This window comes from Streptomyces sp. NPDC000348, assembly GCF_042898795.1.
In the GTDB taxonomy this organism is placed as follows: Bacteria; Actinomycetota; Actinomycetes; order Streptomycetales; family Streptomycetaceae; genus Streptomyces.
In genome coordinates, this window is sequence record NZ_JBIAZD010000006.1 from 26385 (window position 1) to 47777 (window position 21393).

Annotated in this window: 17 protein-coding genes and 1 pseudogene; 8 read left to right on the forward strand and 10 right to left on the reverse strand. The window is 72.9% G+C overall.

Annotated features, from left to right (window positions below; genetic code table 11):
• Positions 1–11 precede the first annotated feature (11 nt).
• The gene (locus ACFY3N_RS13950; protein ID WP_390816896.1) at positions 12–1226 is read right to left on the reverse strand and encodes an acetyl-CoA C-acetyltransferase; all 1215 of its coding nucleotides are present in this window, start codon (positions 1224–1226) and stop codon (positions 12–14) included.
• A gap of 11 nt (positions 1227–1237) precedes the next feature.
• The gene (locus tag ACFY3N_RS13955; RefSeq protein ID WP_390816897.1) at positions 1238–2389 is read right to left on the reverse strand and encodes a CaiB/BaiF CoA transferase family protein; all 1152 of its coding nucleotides are present in this window, start codon (positions 2387–2389) and stop codon (positions 1238–1240) included.
• A 452-nt stretch (positions 2390–2841) separates the two neighbouring features.
• Here ACFY3N_RS13955 and ACFY3N_RS13960 point away from each other — a divergent pair, with 452 nt between their 5' ends.
• Positions 2842–4020, forward strand: a complete 1179-nt coding sequence (locus ACFY3N_RS13960; protein WP_390816898.1) for a saccharopine dehydrogenase family protein — start codon at positions 2842–2844, stop codon at positions 4018–4020.
• Positions 4021–4038: 18 nt separating this feature from the next.
• On the opposite strand, the gene mmpA is transcribed toward ACFY3N_RS13960, so the two are convergent.
• From mmpA to ACFY3N_RS13975, 3 genes are all read right to left on the reverse strand, one after another.
• Positions 4039–4185, reverse strand: coding sequence for a morphogenic membrane protein MmpA (gene mmpA / locus ACFY3N_RS13965; protein ID WP_390816899.1), 147 nt, complete (start codon positions 4183–4185; stop codon positions 4039–4041).
• A 62-nt stretch (positions 4186–4247) separates the two neighbouring features.
• Positions 4248–4991 (reverse strand): endonuclease V, encoded by a 744-nt coding sequence (locus ACFY3N_RS13970; RefSeq protein ID WP_390816900.1) that lies wholly within the window; start codon positions 4989–4991, stop codon positions 4248–4250.
• 78 nt (positions 4992–5069) lie between these two features.
• Positions 5070–5393, reverse strand: a complete 324-nt coding sequence (locus ACFY3N_RS13975) for a plasmid stabilization protein (protein ID WP_390816901.1) — start codon at positions 5391–5393, stop codon at positions 5070–5072.
• 367 nt (positions 5394–5760) lie between these two features.
• On the opposite strand from ACFY3N_RS13975, the gene ACFY3N_RS13980 reads away from it, so the two are divergent.
• Positions 5761–6174 carry an SsgA family sporulation/cell division regulator gene (locus ACFY3N_RS13980; protein WP_030818754.1) on the forward strand — a complete coding sequence of 138 codons (414 nt, stop codon included), beginning with the start codon at positions 5761–5763 and terminating at the stop codon, positions 6172–6174.
• Positions 6175–6552: 378 nt separating this feature from the next.
• On the opposite strand, the gene ACFY3N_RS13985 is transcribed toward ACFY3N_RS13980, so the two are convergent.
• Entirely contained in the window at positions 6553–7197 is a 645-nt protein-coding gene (locus ACFY3N_RS13985) for a GPP34 family phosphoprotein (RefSeq protein ID WP_390816902.1), read from the reverse strand.
• Positions 7198–7510: 313 nt separating this feature from the next.
• Here ACFY3N_RS13985 and ACFY3N_RS13990 point away from each other — a divergent pair, with 313 nt between their 5' ends.
• From ACFY3N_RS13990 to ACFY3N_RS14005, 4 genes and pseudogenes are all read left to right on the forward strand, one after another.
• Positions 7511–9133, forward strand: a complete 1623-nt coding sequence (locus tag ACFY3N_RS13990; protein ID WP_390816903.1) for an ABC-F family ATP-binding cassette domain-containing protein — start codon at positions 7511–7513, stop codon at positions 9131–9133.
• Positions 9134–9143: 10 nt separating this feature from the next.
• A complete protein-coding gene (locus tag ACFY3N_RS13995; RefSeq protein WP_390816904.1) occupies positions 9144–11408 on the forward strand; it encodes an ATP-binding cassette domain-containing protein in 2265 nt (754 codons plus the stop codon).
• Between the two features lie 54 nt (positions 11409–11462).
• Positions 11463–11660 (forward strand): annotated as a pseudogene (locus tag ACFY3N_RS14000) (N(G),N(G)-dimethylarginine dimethylaminohydrolase); the annotation flags it as partial.
• 205 nt (positions 11661–11865) lie between these two features.
• Complete coding sequence (locus ACFY3N_RS14005) at positions 11866–12843, forward strand: acyl-ACP desaturase (protein ID WP_390816905.1); 978 nt, start codon at positions 11866–11868, stop codon at positions 12841–12843.
• A gap of 9 nt (positions 12844–12852) precedes the next feature.
• Here the strand turns inward: ACFY3N_RS14005 and ACFY3N_RS14010 are convergent, their stop codons facing one another.
• The 4 genes from ACFY3N_RS14010 to ACFY3N_RS14025 form a co-directional block, all read right to left on the reverse strand.
• The gene (locus ACFY3N_RS14010) at positions 12853–13098 is read right to left on the reverse strand and encodes a WhiB family transcriptional regulator (protein ID WP_390816906.1); all 246 of its coding nucleotides are present in this window, start codon (positions 13096–13098) and stop codon (positions 12853–12855) included.
• Positions 13099–13226: 128 nt separating this feature from the next.
• Positions 13227–14021, reverse strand: a complete 795-nt coding sequence (locus ACFY3N_RS14015; RefSeq protein WP_390816907.1) for a VOC family protein — start codon at positions 14019–14021, stop codon at positions 13227–13229.
• A gap of 326 nt (positions 14022–14347) precedes the next feature.
• Positions 14348–15388 (reverse strand): LacI family DNA-binding transcriptional regulator, encoded by a 1041-nt coding sequence (locus ACFY3N_RS14020; protein WP_390816908.1) that lies wholly within the window; start codon positions 15386–15388, stop codon positions 14348–14350.
• A gap of 85 nt (positions 15389–15473) precedes the next feature.
• A complete protein-coding gene (locus ACFY3N_RS14025) occupies positions 15474–16460 on the reverse strand; it encodes a multicopper oxidase domain-containing protein (protein ID WP_390816909.1) in 987 nt (328 codons plus the stop codon).
• Between the two features lie 282 nt (positions 16461–16742).
• On the opposite strand from ACFY3N_RS14025, the gene ACFY3N_RS14030 reads away from it, so the two are divergent.
• Together ACFY3N_RS14030 and ACFY3N_RS14035 are read left to right on the forward strand one after the other, a co-directional pair.
• On the forward strand, positions 16743–19172 hold the full coding sequence (locus tag ACFY3N_RS14030) for a ThuA domain-containing protein (RefSeq protein WP_390816910.1): 2430 nt from the start codon (positions 16743–16745) through the stop codon (positions 19170–19172).
• Positions 19172–21376: an OmpL47-type beta-barrel domain-containing protein gene (locus ACFY3N_RS14035; protein ID WP_390816911.1), complete on the forward strand. Its 2205-nt coding sequence runs from the start codon at positions 19172–19174 to the stop codon at positions 21374–21376. Before ACFY3N_RS14030 ends, ACFY3N_RS14035 begins: the two co-directional genes overlap by 1 nt.
• Positions 21377–21393 lie beyond the last annotated feature (17 nt).

Genomic DNA, 21393 nt, shown 5'->3' on the forward strand with positions numbered 1-21393 from the left:
GTCGCCGGGGTTCAGAGGCGTTCGACGACGGTGGCGATGCCCATGCCGCCGCCCACGCACAGCGTGGCGAGGCCGTAGCGCTTGTCCTGGCGTTCGAGTTCGTCGACGAGGGTGCCGAGGATCATCGCGCCGGTGGCGCCGAGCGGGTGGCCCAGCGCGATGGCGCCGCCGTTGACGTTGACCTTGTCCAGGGACAGCCCCATGTCCCGCGCGTAGCGCAGGACGACCGCGGCGAACGCCTCGTTGATCTCGACGAGGTCGATGTCGTCGATGGTCAGGCCGGCCTTGGCGAGGGCCTTGCGGGTGGCGGGGGCGGGGCCGGTGAGCATGATGGTGGGCTCCGAGCCGGACACGGCGGCGGAGACGATCCGCGCGCGGGGGGTGAGCCCGTGGCGCTCGCCAGCCTCCTTGGAGCCGATGGCGACGAGCGCGGCGCCGTCGACGATGCCGGAGGAGTTGCCCGCGTGGTGGACGTGGTCGATCCTCTCGACCCAGTGGTACTTCTGCAGGGCCACGGCGTCGAAGCCGCCCAGCTCGCCGATGTCCGCGAAGGACGGCTTCAGCCCGGCCAGCGAGTCGGCGGTGGTGCCGGGGCGCAGGTGCTCGTCGTGGTCGAGGACGGTGAGGCCGCTGCGGTCCCGCACCGGGACGACGGACCGCTCGAAGCGGTTCTCCTTCCACGCCGTGGCCGCGCGCTCCTGCGACAGGGCCGCGTACTCGTCGACGTCCCGCCGGGAGAAGCCCTCGATGGTGGCGATCAGGTCGGCGCCGATGCCCTGCGGGACGAAGCCGGTGGCGAGGTTGGTCATCGGGTCGTTGAACCAGGCGCCGCCGTCCGAGGCCATCGGCACCCGGGACATCGACTCGACACCGCCCGCGAGGACCAGGTCCTCCCAGCCGGAACGGACCTTGGCCGCGGCCAGGTTGACCGCTTCGAGCCCGGAGGCGCAGAAGCGGTTCTCCTGGACGCCGGCCACCGTGTCCGGCAGTCCGGCCGCGATGGCGGCGATGCGGGCGATGTCGGAGCCCTGGTCGCCGACCGGGCCGACGACACCGAGCACGACGTCGTCGACGGCCGCCGGGTCGAGGCCGGGGAAGCGGTCGCGGAGCTCGTGGATGAGGCCGACGACCAGGTCGACGGGCTTGGTGCCGTGCAGGGCGCCACTGGCCTTGCCGCGCCCGCGCGGGGTGCGGATCGCGTCGTACACGTACGCTTCGGTGCTCACGAGGGGGCCTTTCACTGGTTCGGGGGCTTCGGGGTCGGGGACAGCAGCCGGGGCACGTCCCAGTCGCGGGCCACCTCGTCCGTGTCGGCGCCCGGCCGGGCGGGCCCGGTGCGGACGGTGGTGGGGGTCGCGGAGAACCGCGGGGCCGGTGCGGGCTGGGTGACGCCGTCGTGGTCCGTGAACGTGGAGCGGGCGGCGAGGTGCGGGTGGTGCGGGGCCTCGCGCAGGGACAGTACGGGCGCCACGCACGCGTCGGAGCCGTCGAAACGGGCCGTCCACGCGTCGCGGGTACGGGTCCTGAAGCGGGCGGTGACCCGTGCGCGCAGTTCCGGCCAGCGGGTGACGTCGGTGTGGGCCCCGGCCTGGTCGTCCAGGCCGAGCAGGCGCAGGAACTCGGTGTAGAACCGCGGTTCCAGCGCGCCCACCGCCATGTGCTTGCCGTCGGCGGTCTCGTAGGTGCCGTAGTAGGGGCAGCCGCCGTCGAGGAGGTTGGCGCCGCGCCGGTCCTGCCAGGCACCGGCGGCGAGCATGCCGTGGATCATCGCGGAGAGGTGGGCGGTGCCGTCCACGACGGCGGCGTCGACGACCTGTCCGGTGCCGGTCGCGCGCGCGTGGTGCAGCGCGGCGAGGACGCCGACGACGAGGTAGAGGGAGCCGCCCGCGTAGTCGCCGAGCAGGTTGGCCGGGACGGCCGGGGGCCCGTCCGGGGCACCGATCATGCCGAGGGCGCCGGTGAGGGCGATGTAGGCGATGTCGTGGCCCGCGCGGTCGGCGAGGGGTCCTCGCTGGCCCCAGCCGGTCATCCGGCCGTAGACCAGGCGCGGGTTGCGGGTGCGGCACTCCCCGGGGCCGACGCCGAGCCGCTCGGCGACTCCCGGGCGGTAGCCCTCGATGAGGACGTCGGCGCGTTCGACGAGGTCGAGGACGCGCGCGGGGCCGTCGGGGGCCTTCAGGTCGACGAGCACGGAGCGCTTGTTGCGGTTGGTCACGTCGAGGGCGGGGTCGATCCCGAGTCCGGGGCCGCCCGGGCGGTCCACGCGTACGACGTCGGCGCCCAGGTCGGCGAGGAGCATGGCGGCGAACGGGCCGGGCCCGATCCCGGCCAGCTCGATCACGCGCACGCCGTCGAGCGGACCGTGTCCCGGCGCCTTCGCCTCCGTCATCGGGCCCCCATCGGCTGTGACACTACTGGTGTAACACCTTCGATGTTAGGAACGTGTCCCACCCGGCACAAGACCGGGCGAGCAAGCGCTTGGCCACTTTACGGCGCGGCGCCGGTCCGCGCTCCGTTCCGCGCGCCGGTCCGATGTGCGCCGGGTCCGGCCGCCGGCCGCTTCGGCGCGGCGGCTCTCCCCCGTCCGGGGCACAGCGGCCCGGCGACCGGGGCGCCCCCGGGCCCCGGCGGGACGCGCACCCGGCCGGCCTCCCCCGGGCCGTACCCGGCGGGCCCGGCGGCTCCCGGTGGCCCCGGGGCGCGGGCGCGCGCTTCCTCCCGCTCCTTCAGGGCGTTCGGGGGCACGGTCATCGGTTTCCTCCGGGCTCGTCGTCGGGCTCCGCACCCCTCACGCTAGCCTCGGCCATCGACAGCGGCGCGGCTGCACGACCAAGGGGTGTCATGAACAGGCTGAGCAGGACGGACCGTCCGTACGACATCGTGCTCTTCGGAGCGACCGGCTTCGTCGGAACACTGACCGCGGAGTACCTCGCCGACCGTGCCCCCGCCGGACTGCGCTGGGCGATCGCCGGCCGCAGCACGGACCGGCTGGAGCGGCTGCGGGAGCAGCTGCCCGGCGGCGCGGAGGTCGGGCTGCTGCGGGCGGACGTGTCCGACCCTGCCTCGCTGCGCGCCCTCGCCGAGCACGCGCGGGTGGTCGCCACGACCGTCGGCCCCTATGTGGAGTACGGCGGGGACCTGGTCGCCGCCTGCGCGGACACCGGGGCGGACTACGTCGACCTCACGGGCGAGCCGGAGTTCGTGGACCTGATGTACGTCCGGCACGACGCACGCGCGCGGGAGACCGGGGCGCGGCTGGTGCACGCCTGCGGCTTCGACTCGGTGCCGCACGATCTGGGCGCGTACTTCACCGTGCGGCAGCTCCCGGAAGGGGTGCCGCTGACCGTGGACGGCTTCGTGACCGCCGACGCGGCCTTCTCGGGCGGGACCCTCGCCTCGGCCCTGAACCAGTTCGCCCGGCACCGCGGACTCCGCGCGGCGGCCCTGGACCGCCGGCGCCATGAACCGCGGCTGGTGGGCCGCCGGGTGTCGGCCTCGGCGGGCGCGCCGCGCTACGCGCCGGAGGTCGGCGCCTGGGCCCTGCCCCTGCCGACCGTCGACGCACAGATCGTGCGCCGTTCGGCCAGGGTGCTCGACCGGTACGGCCCCGACTTCCGCTACCGGCACCACGCGGCCGTGCGGCGGCTCCCGATGGCGGTGGGCGGGGTGGCGGCCGTGGGCGCGCTGGTGACGGCGGCCCAGGTCCCGCCGCTGCGTCGCCGGCTCTCCGACCGGCTCGGGCCGGGCACCGGGCCGAGCCCCGAGAAGCGCGCCCGGAGCTGGTTCACCGTCCGCTTCGTCGGCGGGGGCGGCGGCCGCCGGGTGTACACGGAGGTCGCGGGCGGCGACCCCGGTTACGACGAGACGGCGAAGATGCTGGCCGAGGGGGCGCTCTGCCTGGCCCTCGACGACCTCCCGCCGACGTCCGGCCAGGTCACGACGGCGGTGGCGATGGGCGACGCGCTGATCGACCGCCTCCGCGCGGCGGGCATCCGCTTCCGCGTCGCCGCGACCCGCTGAGCCCGGCCGGGCGGAGGATCACAGCGGCCACTCGACCAGCGTGTAGATCATCCCGGCGATCCAGCCCAGTCCCGCCAGTACGGCGAGGGTGAGCCCGACGGTCACGGCCCGCTCGACGGGCCGTCCGTCGGCGGCAACAGGCTTGGCGGCACGGTGCGTTGTCATGTGCGCCAGCCTGCCGGGGCGGGCCGGGGGCCGGCATCCGTACGGGTACTCAGGAGCGGTACTCAGACCGCACGGGCCCGTTCCCCGCCGGATCGCACCCCCGCCGAGGACTTCTGCGCGCCTCGCGCCCCGGAGAGTGCGCGGCGGCACAGGGCGTCGGCCCTGCGGGTGGTCTCCGGGAGGCGGTGGGCAGGGGTCAGGGCGAGGGTGTGGGCGCAGGCGTTGTCCAGGCTCACGCGGTGGCCGACCGAGACGAAGACCGGCTTGACGGCGTCCCTGGTGCGCAGGGCGCGGCCGACCTCCTCGCGGCCGGCGAGCAGCGGGGAGGCGCTGCCGCGCGGGGTGCCCGGTCGGTCGTGGGTGAAGGTGAAGGGGTTCTTGGCGACGCCGATCGTCGGCAGGCCGGTGAGGACGCCGAGGTGGCTGGCCAGGCCGAAGCGGCGGGGGTGGGCGAGGCCGTAGCCGTCGCAGACCACCAGGCCGGGCGGGCACGGCAGGGCGTCGAGGGCGGCCAGCACGGCGGGGATCTCGCGGAAGGCGAGCAGTCCGGGGACGTACGGGAAGGAGATCCGGCCGACGGCCGTGGACTCGGCGACCACGTCGAGGGTCGCCGCGTCGAGGACGACGGCCGCCGCGGCGACGACGTCCCGCTCGTCGTCGTACGCCACGTCGACTCCGGTCACGTGACCCGTCCCGGGCGGCGGTCCCGGTTCGTCGAGCACCACCCGCGGGCGGAGCGCGTCCTGGACCGCGCGGGCCCCTTCCTCGGTCACGGGCCAGTCGGCCGGTGTGCGTACGGTCGTCATGGTGCCCCTGAGCCTACGGGGCGCGCGTGCTCCGCGCGGAGGGCGCCTTCCGGCCCGTCCCCTCCGCGCGGAGGCGGCTCACTTGCCGAGCGCCCGCTGGAGCTGCCCCTTGTTCATGTTCGAACGGCCCTCGATACCGCGCTTCCTGGCCTCCTCGTACAGCTGGTCGCGCGTGGGGCCCTGGGGGCCCTTGCCGGACCGCCGGCCGCCGCGCCTGCCGGACGACATGTCCTGTGTGGAGGTGCGGCTTGCCGTCTTCGACTCGCCGGACCGGGCGCGCTCCTTGTTCACCGTCCGGGCGGCGATCTCCTCGGCGCGTCCGGTGCTCTCGCCCCGGTCCTCGGCACTCTCCTTGATGTGCTCGTACTGACGCTCCCGCTTGGGGCTGGAACCGCGTGGCATGGTCGCTCACTTCCTCTCGCGTACGGCGCACGGGTACCCACGTCGGCGGCGATCAGGGCACACCGCACGCGCCGGTGCTCCGGGCGGGCGGCCCGCCCCTTCCCGTCCGTCCCGCCGGCCGCGTGCTCCCGAGCGCCTCGTGGCGGGCGAAGCCGGCCCACCGCCCCGGTGGCGTCCGGAGGGCCTCCGGGGCGGTGCGCGTGTCCCGGTGACCACGCGAGAAGCCCCGTGTCACTCGGGTGCATGAAGGCGGTGACAGAGGTCACTCGCTCTTCGTGTGCACGGATTGGCCGATTCCGTCGTCTCATCCAGTAGCCGACCCGATCCGCCCCGGAAGCCTGTCCAGCCGTCACGAGGGAGCAAGGCGTTGTCCACCGTCATCGAGCAGACCGTCGAGGCCCGTCTCGTCGCCGCCGCGCCGCGGATGCCGAGCATCCCGGCCACCCTGCACTACGACCGCGACGACCCGTTCGCCGTCCGCATGACCTTCCCCGCGCCCGCCACCCTGGAGGGTGTGGAGGTCTGCTGGACCTTCGCCCGGGATCTGCTCGCCGCGGGGATGCAGGAGCCGGAGGGCGACGGCGACGTACGGGTCCGGCCGTACGGCTACGACCGCACCGTGCTGGAGTTCCACGCCCCCGAGGGGACCGCCGTGGTGCACGTTCGCTCGGGCGAGCTGCGCCGGTTCCTGGAGGCCACCGGCGAGCTGGTGCCGACCGGTCTGGAGCACCTCCGGCTCGACCTGGACCACGATCTCGCGGAGCTGATGCGCGACGCCTGACGCGCACGGCCGACGCCCGGCGCCCCGAGGGGCGCAGGGCGTGCCGTGCGGGTGACCGTCGTCCTGCACGTCCCCCGTGCCGGGCGGTTCCCGCACGGCGGGCCGGGGCCGGGTGTCACGGGCGGCGGGCGCGTGGACGTCGTCGGCGGGGTCCGTGCCGTTCCGGGCCGACGGCCCCGGCGGCCCGGCGACGGGTCCGTCGGCCCGGAACGGACGCGCGCGGGTCCGTACGGAGCGCCGTCCGCGCCCACCGGAGCATGGCGCTGATCGACGGCGCCGGGCGGAAGCGGATGTGGGTGCGCCCCGTGTGCGTGCGCCCCGTGGGGCGCACGCACACGGGGCGCACCCATATGGGGCGGACCCTCGCCGGACGAGGGCTCACCGCCCCCTGGTGAGCGAGGCCGTCGGCGCCTCGTCCCTCAGCCCCGCGCACAGCTCGCGCAGGACGGCGCCGAACGCGGGCGCCGCCGATCCGGCCCGGCGGGTCAGGGTCTCCGCGCGCCCGTCGCGGGAGGAGCCGGCCGGGGCCGGCGGCAGACCCGCGGCGGTCACGAGGGCGAGTGCGGTCGCGGTCGGCCCGGGGACGTCCTCCACCGGTGCGGACCCGGCCAGGATGCGGTGGGCCTCCCGGCGCAACGCCTCCGCCCGGGCGGTGTCGGCCAGGACGTGGTCCACCGAGGGGAACACCCCGAGGACCCGGTGTTTCTCGGCGCGCAGCACTCCCTCGGCCACCAGCTGCTCCCGGGCCGCGTCCAGGGTGTACCGCGCGCGCAGCCTCACCCAGACGCGCCAGCGGTGCGGGCAGGACTCGCTGACCAGTTCCAGAAGACCGTCCAGCACCGGGTCACCGGTCCGGGAGTCGAGGTCGCGGGGTGTGGCGATGCCGTCGTCGTCGACCAGCAGGCCCCGCCGGGCCAGCTCGGCGAGGGCTCCGGCCCGCACCACGGGGGCCTGCCGGGACGGGTCGGCGTCCCAGACCAGCAGGCACAGGCGGGCCGGCAGCGAGAGCGGGCCGTTGGACACGGGGCCTCCTCGGGGGCGGTGACGTGGTGCTCCGAAAAGCCGTTGACAGCCGTTTCGGGCACTCCTACGGTGTACAGCGGTCCTGTTGCCGTCGATAGGAGAAGGACGTTGCTCGTCTGAGGTTCTGAGACACCGCGTCACACCACTCGGGTGTGTACGTCGCGTGCGACCTCGGCGTTCGAGCCGTCCTTGCGGTCCTTGCGGAACAGGGCTTTTCCATGCCCAGGCCTTCCCTCCCGGCTGCCGGTCCTCGTCCCGCGGTGTCTCGACAGGCGTTTGCCCCTGATCGTCCCGAGCAACCGCGGAGGCCCGCATGACACCATCCATCACCTGTACGTCCCTCACCTTCACCTGGCCCGACGGCACCACCGTCCTCGAGGGCCTGGACGTCGCCTTCGGCCCCGGCCGCACCGGCCTCGTCGGCGTCAACGGGTCGGGGAAGTCGACCCTGTTGAAGCTGATCGCCGGTGAGCTCCGGCCGGCCGACGGCACCGTCCGGGTCGCCGGCGAGGTGGGGTACCTGCCGCAGAACGTGACGCTCGACACCGCGCTGAGGGTCGACGAGGCCCTCGGCATCGCCGGCCGGCGGGCCGCGCTGCACGCCATCGAGGCGGGCGACGTGGCCGAGGAGCACTTCGAGACCGTCGGCGACGACTGGGACGTCGAGGAGCGCGCCCTGGCCACGCTCGGCGAACTCGGCCTCGGGCACATCGGTCTCGACCGCACCGTCGGCGAGGTGTCCGGCGGCGAGTCGGTGCTGCTGCGGCTGGCCGCGCTGCTGCTGAGCCGCCCGGACGTGCTGCTGCTCGACGAGCCCACCAACAACCTCGACCTGTACGCCCGCAGGCGGCTGTACGCGGCCGTCGCGGGCTGGCCGGGCGTCATGGTCGTGGTCAGCCACGACCGTGAACTGCTGGAACTGGTGGACCAGATCGCGGATCTGCGCGCCGGGGAGGTGACCTGGTACGGCGGCAGCTTCTCGGCGTACCAGGAGGCCCTGGCCGTCGAACAGGAGGCCGCCGAGCGCATGGTGCGCGTCGCCGAGGCCGACTTCCGCAAGCAGAAGCGCGAACTGGCCGACGCCCAGGTCAAGCTGGCCCGCCGCAAGCGGTACGGCCAGAAGATGTGGGACAGCAAGCGCGAGCCGAAGATCGTCATGGGGGCGCGCAAGCGCGCGGCGCAGGAGTCCGCGGGCAAGCACCGCATCATGCACGAGGAGAAGCTCGCCGGGGCCAGGGAACGCCTCGACGACGCGGTGGAGGCCGTACGGGACGACGACGAGATCCGCGTCGACCTGCCGTACACGGCCGTACCGCCGGGCCGTGGCGTCCTGACGCTCATGGACCTGGAACTGGCGTACGGCGCCCGGGTGGGCGGCTTCGATCTGCGCGGCCCGGAGCGGGTGGCGCTGATCGGGCGCAACGGCGCGGGCAAGACGACGCTGCTGCGGACGATCGCCGGGGAGCTGGAGCCGGTGGCGGGCGAGGCGGACGTCCATGTGCCCCTGCGGTTCCTGCCGCAGCGGCTCGACGTCCTCGACCCGGAGCTGACCGTCGCCGAGAACGTGGCCCGGTTCGCCCCGGGCGCCACCAACAACCGGGTCCGGGCCCGGCTCGCCCGCTTCCTGTTCCGGGGCGCCCGCGCCGACCAGAGGGCGGAAACGCTCTCCGGCGGCGAGCGTTTCCGGGCGGCGCTGGCCGCGCTGATGCTGGCGGAGCCCGCGCCGCAGCTGCTGATGCTGGACGAGCCGACCAACAACCTCGACATGGCGAGCGTCCGGCAGCTGACCACGGCGCTGGAGTCGTACGAGGGAGCCCTGATCGTGGCCAGTCACGACCTGCCGTTCCTGAAGTCGATCGGCATCACCCGGTGGCTGCTGATGGAGGAGGGGGAGCTGAAGGAAACCACGACAGAAGCTGTCGGGTATTCCGCCTAGCGTCGGCGGTATGAACCAGTCCAGCGAGTTCATCACCATCACCGGAGCCGGGGAGAACAACCTCAGGGGCGTGTCGCTCCGCATCCCGAAGGGCCGGCTGACCGTGTTCACCGGCGTTTCGGGGTCGGGGAAGTCGTCGGTCGTCTTCGACACGATCGCGGTCGAGTCGCAGCGCCAGCTCAACGAGACGTTCACCTGGTTCGTCCGCAACCGGCTGCCGAAGTACGAGCGGCCGCACGCGGAGGCCCTGGAGGATCTGACGCCCGCGATCGTCGTCGACCAGCGGCCCGTGGGCGGCCACTCCCGGTCGACGGTCGGCACGATGACGGACGTGTACTCGGTGCTGCGGGTGCTGTTCTCGCGGCACGGCACGCCGAGCGCCGGACCGGCGACGGCGTACTCGTTCAACGACCCGTCGGGCATGTGCCGCGCGTGCGACGGCCTGGGCCGGACCGTGCGGCCGGACTGGGACCGCATCCTCGACACGGACCGCTCCCTCGCCGAGGGGGCGGTCCGCTTCCCGCCGTTCGCCGCGGGGACCTGGCAGGGGCAGGCGTACACCAACAGCGACGAGCTGGACCCGCACAAACCGGTGCGTGAGTTCACCACGGCCGAGCGGGGGTTCCTGATGCGGGGGCGCCCCGGAAGCAAGGTCACCGTGAACGGTACGGGCGGCACCTGGACCACCGAGTACGAGGGGCTCGCCGACCGCTTCGAACGGCTTTATCTCAAGCGGGACCTGGCGGGGATGAGCCAGAAGACCCGTGACATGGTGCGGGAGTTCCTGACCGAGGGCGTCTGTCCCGCCTGCCGGGGCGCGAGGCTGAACGAGGCGGCGCTGGCGTCCCGGATCGGGGGCCGGTCCATCGCCGACTGCGCGGCCATGCAGGTCACCGATCTCATCGCCGCACTGCGGGAGATCGACGATCCGGTGGCCGGCGCGGTCGCCGGGGCCGCCGTCGCCGCGCTGGAACGGATCGAGACGATCGGGCTCGGCTATCTGAGCCTGGACCGGGAGACGGGCACGCTCTCCGGCGGCGAGGGGCAGCGGCTGAAGACCGTACGGCACCTCGGATCGAGTCTGACCGGGATGACGTACATCTTCGACGAGCCCAGCGCCGGACTGCATCCGCGGGACGTGCACCGCCTCGGCGAACTGCTGCTGCGGCTGCGCGACAAGGGCAACACCGTGCTGGTCGTCGAGCACGACCCGGACGTCATCGCGCTGGCCGACCACGTGGTCGACATGGGCCCGGGCGCGGGCGCCAAGGGCGGCCGGGTGGTGTTCGAGGGGACCCCGCGGGAGCTGGCCGCCTCGGGCACCCTGACGGGGCGGTGTCTCGGGCGGCGCACGACGGTCAAGGACGCGGTGCGGGAGGCGACGGGCGAGCTGTGGGTGAAGGGGGCCGACCGGCACAATCTGCGGGAGGTCACCGTGCGGTTCCCGGCCGGGGTGCTCACCGCCGTGACCGGGGTGGCCGGTTCGGGCAAGAGCACACTGGTCGCCGAGTTCGCCGCCGTGCACCGTGACACCGTGGTGGTCGACCAGTCCTCGATCGGCATCTCGGCGCGGTCCACCCCGGCGACGTACCTCGGGATCATGGACACGGTACGGAAGGTCTTCGCGCGGGAGACGGGGGCGGAGCCGGGGCTGTTCAGCTTCAACTCCGGCGGCGCCTGCGGGACCTGCGAGGGCCGCGGGATCATGTACACCGACCTGGCGTTCATGGACCCGGTGACCACGACCTGCCCCGCCTGCGAGGGGCGGCGGTTCAAGGACGACGTGCTGCGGCTGACCGTCGGCGGCCGCTCCGTCGCCGACGTGCTCGGGATGACCGCCGAGGAGGCGCTGGACTTCTTCCACGACACGGGCGTGCGGCGCCGGCTGCGCGCCCTGCGGGACGTGGGCCTCACCTACCTCACGCTGGGGCAGCCGCTCTCCACCCTCTCGGGTGGTGAACGGCAGCGGATCAAGCTGGCCACCCGGTTGCACCGCAAGGGCGTGGTGTACGTGCTCGACGAACCGACGACCGGGCTGCACATGGCGGACGTGGACGGTCTCGTCGGCCTGCTGGACCGGCTGGTGGACGCGGGCAACACCGTGATCGTCGTCGAGCACGACCTCGATGTCGTCGCCCGCGCGGACTGGGTGATCGATCTCGGTCCGGACGGCGGGAGGGACGGCGGCCGGGTGGTGTTCGAGGGCACGCCGGCCCGGTTGCTCCACGCCGGCGGGTCCTTCACGGCGGAACATCTGCGGCGGGCCGGGCGCTGAGGCCGTCACCGGTGGTGCATCCCCCGCGGCCCGGGGTGGCCCTGTCCGGATCCGCCCCGCATGACGGCTGCGCCGACGCCCGTCGTGGTGCCGCCCGGCGGGGACGGGCCGCCGATGGCGGCGAGCGCGCCGAAGACCGCGGGACCGTTCGCGGGCCTCGGCCGCGAGCCGGTCCCGGTGGACATCGGCGAGTCCGGGAAGCCCCAGGGCTGTGTGACGTGCCTCTCGGTGCGCCTTCGGGAGCTGCGCGCCCGACCGGTGACCGTCTCCCCCGTACGGTGCAGCGACCTGCGGCTCCGGGGCGGGACGACACCCGGAGGGACCCCCGCTGATCAGCCCTCTTTACGGCACCCTTAACCTACGGCTACGTAACCTACGGCTACGTAGCCTACGATTCCGTAGGTTCCCGGCCCGCTCGCCGGGCCTTCCGCATGTCACCGTCCCCATGGAGTCACCCGTGTCGCTCACTTCTCCCCACCTCGGCAGCCCCTCGGTCTGGACCGACGCCCGGCTGTTGTACGCACTGGAGGAAGTGGTCGAGAAGGAGCTCAACCGGCATCTGAAGGTCACCAAGGACTGGATGCCGCACGAGTACGTGCCGTGGAGCGACGGCCGTAACTTCCCGGGCTTCTTCGAGGACGGCGAGGCCTGGGACAAGGAGCAGTCGAAGGTCACCGAGGTCGGCCGGATCGCCCTGGTGGTGAACCTGCTGACCGAGGACAACCTCCCCAGCTACCACCACGAGATCGCCACGCTGTTCGGCCGGGAGGGTGCCTGGGGCACCTGGGTGCACCGCTGGACGGCCGAGGAGGGCCGGCACGGCATCGTGATGCGGGACTACCTGCTCGCCTCGCGGGCGGTGGACCCGGACAAGCTGGAGCAGTTCCGCATGGCGCACATGAGCGAGGGCTTCGAGTCGGACAACCGGCACTCGATGCTCCACTCGATCGCCTACGTCGCCTTCCAGGAGCTGGCCACCCGCATCTCGCACCGCAACACCGGCCACCAGTCCGGTGACCCGGTCTGCGACCGCATGCTGGCCCGCATCGCGACCGACGAGAACCTGCACATGGTCTTCTACCGCAACCTGCTCAAGTCGGCGTTCGAACTGACCCCGGACCTCACGATGCAGGCGGTGCGCGACGTCGTGGTGAACTTCCGGATGCCCGGCCACGGCATCCCCGGGTTCGAGCGGGCGGCCGCGCAGATGGCCATCGGCGAAGTCTACAACCTGCGCATCCACCACGACGACGTGCTCCAGCCGGTGCTCCGCTTCCTGAAGATCATGGAGATCGACGGGCTGGGTCCCGAGGGCCTCAAGGCCCAGGAGGAACTGGGCGTGTTCATGGGCGGCCTGGACGCGGAGGCCGCGAAGTTCGACGAGAAGCTGGCGGCCCGCAAGGCCCGGATGGCAGCCCGCGCGAAGCACGGCTGACGCCGGAACCTACCGGGCGGTGCGGCGCAGTTCCAGGCGTTCCTTCTCGGACATGCCGCCCCAGACGCCGAAGCGCATGTCGTTGACCAGGGCGTACTCGAGGCACGTCGCGCGGATCGGGCAGAGGCCGCAGATCCGCTTGGCCTCGCGGACCGAGCTGCCCGGCTCGGGGAAGAAGAAGTCTCCCCCGGTCTGCGCGCACAGCGCCTCCTCCTGCCAGGCCAGGTCGGGCGACGGGATCGTTTCGGTGTGCATGACCGAAAGCCTGCCGTGCGGCGAAAAACGTTCGATCAACGCGGGATCAACGCAGGGCCCCGGGCCCTCCGCGACCGCATGATGATGACGCCGGGGCACCCGGCGCGCACGGCGGCGCGCCGGGTGGGTCAGGTCTCGCGCGGATCACCCTTGAGGACGGCGAACCGTGCGCCGTACGGGTCCTCCAGGCGGGCCAGTCGGCCGACGCCGGCGAGGGAGGTGGCGGGCAGCCGCACCCTGCCGCCCAGCCCGACGGCCCTGGCGACGACGGCGTCCGTGTCGTCCACCCCGAAGTAGGGCAGCCAGTGGGGCCGGCCGGACTCCGCCCCGGTGGGGTCGTCGGCCGGCGGGACCAGCCCGCCGAACATGCCCTCCTCGCCCGTCCCGGCGGGGTTGACGGAGGTGTAGACGCCGCCGGGGAAGGTCACCGCCGAGGTCTCCCAGCCGAGGACGGAGTGGTAGAACGCGGCGGCGCGGGCGATGTCCGGGGTGTACAGCTCGACCCAGCACAGCGAGCCGACCTCGCCGGCCGCCTCGATGCCCTTGCGCAGCGCGGGCTCCCAGATGCCGAAGGGGACGCCCGCCTGGTCGGCGAGGACGGCCGCCCTGCCCTGCCCCAGCACGTCCACGGGCGGCACGGGCACGCTGCCCCGGGTCCGTCGGGCGGTCTCCGCCGTGGCGTCCGCGTCGGGGCTCCGGAAGTAGACGGTCCAGGCGGGCGGGCCCTGCTCCGGTGCGGTCCGCGTACCGCCCGCGACGATCCGTCCGGCCAGCCGGAAGAAGCCGTAGCCGCCGGCGTCGGGGCCCGCCGAGGTGAACTCCCAGCCGAACAGGCCGCCGTAGAAGGACGCGGCGCCCTCGATGTCGGGGGTGCCGACGTCGATCCAGTTCGGGGCGCCGTCGACGAAGCGGGTGGTGAGCATGCTGCCTCCTTGGAGGGGTCCCGTCGCCTGCTCCGCGGAGTCTTCCACCGGCCGGCCGGCCGGCGCCGACGGAGCACCCGGACGGGTGTGTCACGGGTCCGTGGGCCGGGGCTTGCGGGGTGCCGTCGCGTGGGTGTGGGCCGGGGGGGGTCGCGCGGCCCGGTGCCTTGCCGGATGCCCGCGTGAGTGCGGGCCGGGGGGGCGCGCGGCCCGGCGCTTGCGGGGCGCCGTCGCGCCCACCCGTGCCGCCCCAGCGGCACGACTGCCCGCGGGGACGGGGGAGGCACGACTGCCCGCGGATCGCGGGGCTGCGGATCGCGGGGCTCCTAGGCGGACTCTCGGCGGATCAGGGTCGTCGGGAAGATCACGCCGGGCGGGGGGCCGCCGACGTTCTCGTCGGACGTGGTGGTGCCGTCCAGGCCGCGCAGGAGGAGGCGGGCCATCAGCCGGCCCATCTCCTCGATGTCCTGGCGGACCGTGGTGAGCGGCGGGTCGGTCTGTTCGGCGATCGGCAGCATGTCGTCGAAGCCGACGACCGCCACGTCGTCCGGCACCCGCCGCCCGTGCTCGCGCAGCACGCGCAGGGCGCCCGCCGCCGTGAGGTCGTTGGCGGCGAACACCGCGTCCAGGTCCGGGCAGCGGTCGAGGAGCCGGCGCATCGCCCGCTCGCCCCCGGCCGGGGTGAAGTCGCCCTCCACGACCAGCCGGGGATCGGCGCCGGTCATGACGTCCCGGAAGCCGTCGAGCCGGTCCACCGCCGCGGTCTGGTCGAGGGCGCCGGTGATGTGGGCGATGCGGCGGCGGCCGAGGCCGAGCAGATGCCGTACGGCGTCGCGGGCGCCGCCCCGGTTGTCGCTGTCGACGTAGGGGACGCCGCGTCGGCCGCCGTTCCAGTCGGGGCGGCCGCCGTACACCGTCGGCAGACCGGCCCGCTGGATCAGTTCGGGCAGCGGGTCGTCGATGTGGAGGGAGAACACCAGCGCGCCGTCGACATGTCCGCCGGCCAGGTAGCGGCCGACGCGCGCGTGGTCGTCGCGGTCCTCGGTGAGCAGCAGGACGAGCTGGTTGTCGTGGGCCGTCAGCTCCTTGCTGATGCCGCGCAGCTGCCGAGCGAAGAAGGGGTCGGCGAAGACCCGGGTCTCCGGTTCGGCGACGATGACGGCGATGGCGTCGTGCCGCTTCGTCACCAGGCTGCGGGCGGCCTGGTTCGGCACGTACCCGAGTTCCTCCACCGCCCTCCTCACCCGCTCCGCCAGGCGTTCCCGCACCCCGTCGGAGCCGTTGACGACGCGGGAGACCGTGGCCCGGGAGACGCCGGCCCGCGCGGCCACGGCCTCCAGCGTGGGACGCGGCACTGTGTCGGTCACTTCGGGGCTCCTCACCTGCGGCTGCGGGACAGGATAGCCCCGGTGCGGCCACGGGCGAGAGCGCTCTCGGATCACGTCCGGCGCGTCAGTGACCGTGCTCGTGGTCCTCCTCGGCGGCGGCCCCGTGGGCGTGTTCGTGCGGGTCGTACCCCGGGATGGTGCCGTCCGGCTTCTTCACCAGGAACAGGCCGACCATGCCCATGTCCGAGTGGCTCTGGACGTGGCAGTGGTACATCCAGGCGCCCGCTCCGACGCCCTCCCCCGCGATGATCTGGAAGCCGAAGGAGTCGGCCGGGCCGCAGATCTTGTTGTCGATGACCTGGCTCGGGTCGTCGGGTCCGGTGAGCATGCCGGTGCGGTTGTCGGCCCAGCGGTGACCGTGCATGTGGAAGGTGTGGTAGTACTCGCCGTGCGTGATCATGACGATCTCGACGCGGTCGCCCACGGTGGCCTCGAAGTCCGGGCCGGTGTGGGCGGGCCTGTTGTTGATCGACATGTCGTTGAAGACGATGGTGTGGGTCGCGTCGGGCAGGACGTCGCCCTTGCGGCGGACGATCACCGGGCCGTACAGCCCGTTCCGGATGCCGCCGGTGCCGTGCACGGTGCCGACGACGTGGTCGTGGTAGTGCCAGTAGCCGGCGCTGCCCGCACGCCAGGTGCCGTCCGAGCGGCGGCCGGGCTTGTGGGTGCGCCAGGTGTAGGTGCGGGTGCCGCCGGGCTCGACGTCGCTCCTGTTCTGTCTGGTGCCGTCGCTGGAGATCTCGTAGTCCAGGCCGTGGACGTGCAGGCTCACGGGCACGTCCATGGTGTTCTCGAACTCGATGTGCAGGGTGTCGCCCTCGTTGAGCTCGATCAGCGGGCCGGGGACGGACGCCTTGCCCCTCTCGAGGCCGTAGCCCATCCGTCCGCCGTCCAGCCGCTCCGCGTACATCTTGACGCGCCGCACCTCGCCGCCGGCGGGCGCGGTCTTCGCCGGCGCGGCCGCGCTCACGGCCTCGGGCGCGACGGACAACGATGTCGCGACGGCGGCGCCGCCCAGCAGTACCCGCCGGTTGAAACCGCGTCTGTCCATGCCGAACTCCCCAGGTGGCTGTCATGAACCTGTGAAACCGTAGCGGCCGCCCCGTGGTTTATCCACACTCAGGACAAAGTTCGTTGCATTGCTGCGATAGGTATTGGCGTGTGACGCAAAGAGGTCTAGCTTCCTTGACGCTGTCGCCGCGACCGAGGAGGGGTGGGTGGCCACGTGCGGTCCACATCGCATCAAGAACCCATGCGCTTACGAAGGTTGAGCACGTCGAGCGCCACGGGCGCACGAAGGACGAGAACGGGACGACGCGCCCGGGCGGCCGCCGTGACCGCCGGTGCCGTCGTCGCCGGGCTGCTGTCGGGTCCCGCCGCCGGCGCGCACCCGGCCCCGGATCCGTCCCTGACAACGATGTCCATCACGTCGCCCCCGGGCGGCGCCAACGTACGCGTGCTGCTGTTCCACGGCTCCGCGGCCGGCGGTGAGGAGTCGCCGCTGGTGAACGCCGGGATCGCGGCGATCGAGAAGATCGGTCTGTCCGGCCCGGCCGACCAGCGGTTCAAGGTCACGGCCACGGACGACGCCTCGGTCTTCACCAACGCCAGGAAGCTGGGGCGGTTCAACGCCGTCGTGTTCCTGACCGGCGGCGGGGACGTCCTCGACCCGGACCAGGAGGCGGGCCTGGAGGCGTACATGGAGGCCGGCGGCGGTTTCGTCGGTCTGCACGACGCGGCCCGCGCGGAACCGTACTCGGACTGGTTCACCGGCCTGATCGGCGCGCGCCCGGCCGCGTCGAGTCCGGGCACGGTGCAGCGGGCGACGGTCGAGGTCGGCGACCGGGCGCATCCGGCGACCAAGGGCCTTCCGATGGAGTGGAAGCGGCCCGACAAGTGGCTGAACTGGGTGAAGAACCCGTCCGGCGACGTGCACACGGTCGCCAGGGTGCGCGAGTCGACGTACGCGCCCGGCGCGGGCGCCCACGGCTGGGACCACCCGGTGAGCTGGTGCCGTGACTACGACGGCGGCCGGTCCTTCTACACCGGCATGGGCGGCACGGTGTCGTCGTACGACGAGACCGACTTCCGTGACCATCTGCGCGGCGCCCTGCTGTGGACGACCCGGCTGGTGCAGGCCGACTGCAAGGCCACCATCACCGGCAACTACGAGGCGGAGCGGCTCACCCGGCCCAACCGGCCGGGCCTGAACGACCAGATCGGCGAACCGCACGGCCTGGTCACCGCACCCGACGGCCGCGTCTTCTTCATCGGCCGGGGCGGCGCCGACTCCTCGCAGCCCGTCGTCACCGACTGGAACGACCCGGACATCGGCAAGGGCACGGGCGAGATCCACGTCTACGACCCCAGGACCAAGCAGGTCACCCTCGCCGGGGCGCTCACCGTCTTCGGCAACAAGGGCGGCGGCGACGAGCTGCGCAAGGTCGAGGAGGGCCTGCTCGGCATCGAGCTGGACCCGGGGTTCGAGCAGAACGGGTGGGTGTACCTGCACTACACACCGCACTCCGGAATCGACCGGGACACGCACATGGCCGAGCGGCGGGTCTCCCGCTTCACGCTCGAACGGGCCACCGGCAAGCTGGACCCGGGCAGCGAGAAGGTGCTGCTGAAGTGGCCGGTGCAGATCCACAGCTGCTGCCACGCGGGCGGCGGGATGGCCTGGGACTCCAAGGGCAACCTGTACATCGCCACCGGTGACAACAACTCCAGTGGCTTCAGCGGCGGTTACTCGGGCAACAACCCGGAGCCCAACTTCAAGGGCGTGTCCTTCGCCGACGCGCGCCGCACCGCCGGCAACACCAACAACCTCAACGGCAAGATCCTGCGCATCCACCCGGAGCCGGACGGCACGTACACGCTGCCCGAGGGCAACCTGTTCACCGGGAAGGAGACCGCCGAGGGCGGTGGCAAGACGCGCGGCGAGATCTACGTGATGGGCGTCCGCAACCCGGCGCGCATCTCCGTCGACCAGAAGACCGACACCCTGTACGCGGGCTGGGTCGGCCCGGACGCCGGCTCCCCCTCGCCGACCTGGGGTCCGGCGAAGTACGACACGTTCGCCGTGATCACCGAGGCGTCCAACCGGGGCTGGCCGTACTGCATGGGCAACAAGCAGCCCTACCGGGACCGCAACCTGCCCGATCCGTCGCAGCCGCTGGGCTGGTACGACTGCGACGCCCCGAAGAACGAGTCGCCGAACAACGACGGCCTGGTCAACCTGCCGCCGGTGACCGGCAACAACATCTGGTACTCGCCGCAGGGCGGCGGCCCGGACTACCCGCGCGACGGCAGCGGCGTCCCGTCGTACGAGCAGGACGAGGCCACGTACCGGCTGCCCTGGCTCAAGGGCGGCGGGCAGGCCGCGATGAACGGCCCGGTCTACCGCTACGACGCCGACAGCGCCAGCGAGGTCAAGTGGCCGGCGTACTGGGACGGCAAGTGGTTCGTCGGCGACTTCTACGACACCGACCAGCCGCGCAACGCGGTGCTGATGGACCCGAGGACGCAAGGAGACGGCGGTCTTCCGGTGCACTCGGAGTCCCTGAAGAAGATCGTGCCGGTCGGCAACGACGGCATCAAGAACCTGATGGGCTGGGAATTCGGCCCGGACGGCTCGCTGTACGTCCTCGACTACGGGCGCGGCTTCTTCACCTCCGACGCCAAGTCCGCGCTGTGGCGGGTCACCTACACGGGCGGCGGGCCGACCCCGGCCGCCGGTCAGCTGGCGAGGGGAACCGAGTGATGCGGCAACGAAGGACGTGGGCCGCCCTGCTGGCCGCCCTCCTCATGATGCTCGGCCTGCAGGCGACGACCTCCGCGGCCGACGGGACCGGTTCGGCCGGCGCGGCGGCGGAGCAGGTGCTCACCTGGACCGCCGGTGACGGCATCACCGAGTACACCTCCGCGCCGGCGACCGCGGTGGCCGGTCCGGCGACCATCGTGTTCGAGAACAGCGCGGCGACCGGCAACACCACCGGGATGCCGCACACGCTGACGTTCGTGACCTCCGACCCGGAGTTCAACGACGACGTCCAGCTGAACATCCTGGCCAACCCGGCCGACGCCCAGGGCGGCCGGCACACCGCCGAGGTGACGCTCACCCCGGGCCGCTACTTCTACCACTGCACCATCCCCGGCCACGGCGAGATGCAGGGCGTCCTGACGGTGACCGAGGGCAGCGGTGAGGACACCACCGCGCCCGAGGCCACGGCGAGGGTGACCGGCTCGCAGAACGCCGAGGGCCAGTACGTCGGTTCGGCGAGCGTGACGGTCGGGGCCACCGACGAGGGTTCGGGCGTGGACCGGATCGAGTACGCGATCGGGTCCGACGGCGCCTGGCAGCCGTACACCGCCCCGGTCGTCGTCGACCGGGTCGGCACGCACACCGTGCGCTACCGCGCCCTGGACAAGGCGGGCAACGTGTCGGCGGAGCGGAGCGTCGAGTTCACCGTCGTCGCCCCGCAGTCGGACGACACCACCCCGCCGGAGACCTCGGCGACGGTGACCGGCGAGAAAAACGGCGACGGCGCCTACATCGACATGGCGACGGTCACCGTCACCGCGTCGGACACCGGCACCGGCGTCAACACCATCGAGTACGCGATCGGCGCCTCCGGCGCCTGGCAGCCGTACACCGGTCCGGTGATGGTGCACGAGGTGGGCACGCACACCGTGCGCTACCGCGCCACCGACCGGGCGGGCAACGCGGCGGCGGAGCGGAGCGTGGAGTTCACGGTCGTCGCCGCTCCCCCGCAGGACACCACCCCGCCGGCGACCGGCGTGACCGTGGCGGGCACCAAGAACTCCGACGGCGCCTACGTCGGTGACGCCACCGTGACCGTCGTCGCCGACGACGGGCACGGCGGTTCCGGTGTCGCGGGCATCGAGTACTCGCTCGACGGCGGACCGTACCTGGCGTACACCGGGCCCGTGGTGGTCGACCGGGCGGGCCGGCACACCGTGACGTACCGGGCGAGCGACCGGGCCGGGAACACTTCCGATCCGCTGACGGTGAGCTTCACGGTCGTGGCGGACGGCGGGGTACCCGCACCCCACTGCCCCGAATACGACGAGCGGTTGACGGTGATCGTCGGCACGGTCGACTCGGGCGTGCCGAACCGGGTCACCGACAACCGGTGCCGGATCGGTGAGCTGATCGAGGACGAGAAGGAGTGGACCTCGCAGGCGCTGTTCCTGAAGCACGTGAAGAGCGTGCTGGACAGGCTCGAGAAGGAGGGGGTCGTCGACCAGCGGGAGTACCGGGCGATCAACAAGGCGGCCCGGCAGTCCGGCATCGGCAGGCCCGGCCAAACCGAGGGCTACCGCAAGATCCTGGACGGCAGCGAGGAGTCGTTCGCCAAGTGGGAGCAGGTGGGCGGCGGTTCGTTCGCGCTGAACCCGGACGGGTCGATCACCTCCGGCACCACCCGGGGCGGGCTCGGCATGCTGTGGTTCCCGGAGCGCACGTACGGCGACTTCTCGCTGAAGCTCCAGTGGCGTGACGACGCCCCGGGCACCGGCAACGCCAACTCCGGTGTGTTCGTGCGGTTCCCGCAGGTCCACGACCACCCGGAGGAGTCGCGGCCGGAGTGGGTCGCCATCAAGTACGGTCACGAGGTGCAGGTGTTCGACTCACCCACCGGCGACATGTACAAGACGGGCTCGGTCTACGGCTTCGACCGGGTGGGCCTGGCCGGCGCGGGTGTGACGCAGAAGGGCACCTGGAACGACTACGAGATCCGCGTGGTGGACCAGCGCTACTCGGTCTACCGCAACGGTGTGCTGATCAACGAGTTCGACAACACCGGCGGCCAGGACTTCACCCCGCCGCGCTCGGACGACCCGGGCACGGACGGGCGACGGTTCGCCTCCGGCTACATCGGACTGCAGGTGCACGGCACGACGGACGTCGTCTCCTACCGGGACGTCCGGATCAAGGAGCTGTAGTCGTGACGGGGCGGGAG